4 protein-coding genes and 2 pseudogenes are annotated in these 3,067 nt (G+C 69.7%); 1 reads left to right on the plus strand and 5 read right to left on the minus strand.

The window, feature by feature from the left end; translation table 11 throughout:
• Both ENN83_RS07945 and mnmD read right to left on the minus strand, forming a co-directional pair.
• Positions 1 to 184: pseudogene (locus ENN83_RS07945) on the minus strand (EamA/RhaT family transporter); the annotation flags it as partial.
• A gap of 32 nt (positions 185 to 216) precedes the next feature.
• Positions 217 to 894 (minus strand): tRNA (5-methylaminomethyl-2-thiouridine)(34)-methyltransferase MnmD, encoded by a 678-nt coding sequence (gene mnmD / locus ENN83_RS07950; protein ID WP_287185786.1) that lies wholly within the window; start codon positions 892 to 894, stop codon positions 217 to 219.
• A 55-nt stretch (positions 895 to 949) separates the two neighbouring features.
• Here mnmD and ENN83_RS07955 point away from each other — a divergent pair, with 55 nt between their 5' ends.
• On the plus strand, positions 950 to 2,014 hold the full coding sequence (locus tag ENN83_RS07955) for an NAD(P)/FAD-dependent oxidoreductase (protein ID WP_287185788.1): 1,065 nt from the start codon (positions 950 to 952) through the stop codon (positions 2,012 to 2,014).
• On the opposite strand, the gene ENN83_RS07960 is transcribed toward ENN83_RS07955, so the two are convergent.
• From ENN83_RS07960 to ENN83_RS07970, 3 genes and pseudogenes are all read right to left on the minus strand, one after another.
• Complete coding sequence (locus ENN83_RS07960; RefSeq protein WP_287185790.1) at positions 2,002 to 2,241, minus strand: GlsB/YeaQ/YmgE family stress response membrane protein; 240 nt, start codon at positions 2,239 to 2,241, stop codon at positions 2,002 to 2,004. The two genes, ENN83_RS07955 and ENN83_RS07960, sit on opposite strands and share 13 nt — an antisense overlap.
• Before the next feature lie 7 nt (positions 2,242 to 2,248).
• A pseudogene (locus tag ENN83_RS07965) lies at positions 2,249 to 2,509 on the minus strand (transposase); the annotation flags it as partial.
• A 48-nt stretch (positions 2,510 to 2,557) separates the two neighbouring features.
• The coding region (locus tag ENN83_RS07970; protein ID WP_287185792.1) for an NnrU family protein at positions 2,558 to 3,067 on the minus strand (510 nt) is incomplete at its 5' end.

The raw sequence follows: 3,067 nt of genomic DNA on the forward strand, positions 1-3,067 counted from the left end.
GAAGATAGGGCCGCCTTGTCGCCGCGGCGGCGCGGATTCCACCGGCCTTGCGCGCGGCGAAGGCGATCACGAAGGCGGCGAAGAACCAGTAGCGGATCATCACCACCATCAGCACGTTGTATTCCCCGGCCAGATGGCGTGAGCGCCCGTCCTGCATCGCAAAGACAAAGGTCGTGGCGACCATCAGCAGGATGCCGAGGCGGGTGTTCTGCTCGGTTACGCCGGGCGCCTTGCGACGGTCATGTGCCGCTTGCGGCCAAAGCCCGGGCGGCGGTCGACGGCAAAGCCCGCCTCGGACAGCGCGCGCCGCACCGCGCCTGCCGCGCTGTAGGTCGCGGCGGTGCCGCCCGGTGCGGTATGTGCGGCGACCTCGGCCAGCAGGTCGGGCGCCCAGAGTTCGGGGTTCTTGGCGGGGGCAAAGCCGTCCAGGAACCAGGCATCGGCCCGGCCCGTCCAGTGCGGCAGGGTTTCGCGGGCATCGCCGATCACGATCTCGGCCTCAAGGTCTTCGGTGCGGATCGTCCGCGCCCCCCGCGCCCAGGCCGCCAGTAGCGGCCCCGCGACTGCATGCACCTCGGGGAAGGCCGACAGTGCGCGGTCCATCTGGTCCGCGTCCATGGGAAACGCCTCGAAACTGGTGAACCTCAATGGCCCAGCCACACCGGCCGCGCGCCATGCGATCAGCGCGGCCAGCAGGTTCAGCCCCGTCCCGAAGCCCAGTTCCGCGATGTGAAAGCCGGGCCGGAACCGCGCGGGCAGCGCGTTGCCCGCCAGAAAGACATGGCGCGTTTCGGCCAGCCCGTTGCCCAGCGAGAAATAGGGATCATCGAACCGCGCCGAGACCGGCACGCCTTCGGCCGTCCACGAAATGTCGGCGTGCTGGCCTTGCGTCATGTCTTGCCCTAGACCCCGGTGATCTGAAGCGCGAGAATGGGGAAGGGCGCTGGCAATGGCAACGGTCGACGTGACGGTGATGGGGGCGGGGGTGTTCGGGCTTGCCTGCGCCCATGCCTGCGCGCGGCGCGGCGCCCGCGTGCGCGTCGTGGAGTGGTCGCATCCCGGGGCGGGTGCCAGCGGTACGCCGGTGGGGGCCCTGTCGCCCCATGTGCCCGAGGCCTGGGACGACAAGAAGGCGTTCCAGTTCGAAAGCCTCGTCATGGCGCCCGGGTTCTGGGCCGAGGTCGAGCAGCTTGCGGGCCGGGCGACGGGCTATGCCCGGCTTGGCCGGTTCCAGCCCATCGCGGATGAAACCGCGCTGGGGCGCGCGCGGGCGCGCGAGGTGCAGGCGAGGCAGCTCTGGCGCGGCCTGGCCGAATGGCGGGTGGTGACGGCAGAGGCTGCGGGCGCGTTCGCGCCGGTATCGCCCACGGGGTTCCTGATCCACGACACGCTCTCGGCACGGATCGCCCCCCGGGCGGCCTGCGCGGCGCTGGCGGCGGCCATCCGGGCGCAGGGCGGCGAGGTCGCCTGTGGCGCCGAGGGGCCCATCGAGGGGCGCGTGATCTGGGCCACGGGCTATCCGGGCCTTGCGCATCTGTCGGCCGAACTGGGCCATGCCGTCGGCAGCGGGGTCAAGGGGCAGGCGGCGATCCTGGCCCATGACGCGGGCGCGGTGCCGCAGCTTTATGCCGGGGGGCTTCTGATCGTGCCGCACCATGACGGGACGGTGGCGGTCGGCTCGACCACGGAACGCGAGTTTGCCGATCCGTGGTCGACCGATGTGCGGCTGGACGAGGTGATAGCGCAGGCGCGCACGGTATGTCCGGCGCTGGCACAGGCCGAGGTGATCGAGCGCTGGGCCGGCGTGCGCCCGCGCGCCCGCTCGATCGCGCCGATGCTGGGGCCATGGCCCGGACGGGCCGGTCATTTCGTGGCCAATGGCGGCTTCAAGATCGGCATCGGGCTGGCGCCATTGGTCGGGGCGGTGATGGCCGATCTGGTGCTCGAGGGGCGGGCGGATGGCATCCCGCCGGGGTTCCGGGTCGAGGCGAACCTGCCGCCTCAGCGCCCCTGAACGTAAAGGCGATAGAGCCAGATCAGCAGCATCGCGCCCAGAACGGCCCCCACGAAGCCCGCGGCGAACCCGGTCAGCGCCATGATCATCCGAAGCACGAACCCGCCGAGGAGCGCGCCGAATATGCCGATGGCGATGGTCGTCGGAATGTCGACCTCAAGCCGCATCAGCCGGGTCGCGATGAACCCGGCCGCCGCACCGATGATGATCAGGAAGACGATGGCCATGGCCCGATCATGCGCGATGACGGCGGATTTGCCTAGGCTCCAGACTGCGGCAACGGAGATGTTTCACTTGAGCCTCGGGGATCCAAGGCATCCGCCGCACGGGGGTACAGTGCCTCGCGTCGAACGCCTTGTCTGCCAGGAGCGCCCCAAACGAAACATTGTCGATCAATGGGGCAACGCCTTTCATGTCATGGGCCTGACCTGGCAGGAGCAGGAAGCGGACAAGTTTGCCAAGAGCATCCACCAGAGCAACGATCTTGGTCGTCAGGCTGGCCTAGCCGGTGCGGATGATCGACGATCCGGGGATCTGATTCCTTCAGAAATATGTCGGAACCGGCGATACGCCGATCACCGGGGCGTGGCTGAAGACCAGCATCGCCCAGAGCGCAACGGCGATGATGAGCCTTGCCAGGGCAGGGCCTCGGCGCGGTCGCCATCGGCCAGCCGCAAATGCGGCCAGCGGCAAGTTCGAGGTACTGGCGGCCAGCCGCTGCCATTCGGCGACGCCCAGAAGCCGCCGGTTGCGCCGGTCGATGATCCGTGTGCCGAGAATCGCGAAACCCGCGAGGCCGCCGAACATCAGCAAATGCGCAAGGTCGGGATTGGCAAACGCATGCGCGGCCGCCCAGAGCGCCAGCGCCCAGAGCAGCGGGTGGCGCGTCAGCCCGGCAATGCCGGGTCGGGCCGGATCGAACCGGTCGTCGCGCGCGCCCCCGAAGCTGAGCGGGTTGGGCGCAGCCGTGCCAAAGGCGATCAGCAGGCAGACCGCCGGCATCGCAAGGTTCGGCACCCAGGCCTGCCACGCCGCCCAGGGCAGCACCGGCAC

Source organism: Rhodovulum sp. (assembly GCF_011048875.1).
In the GTDB taxonomy this organism is placed as follows: Bacteria; Pseudomonadota; Alphaproteobacteria; order Rhodobacterales; family Rhodobacteraceae; genus Rhodovulum; species Rhodovulum tesquicola.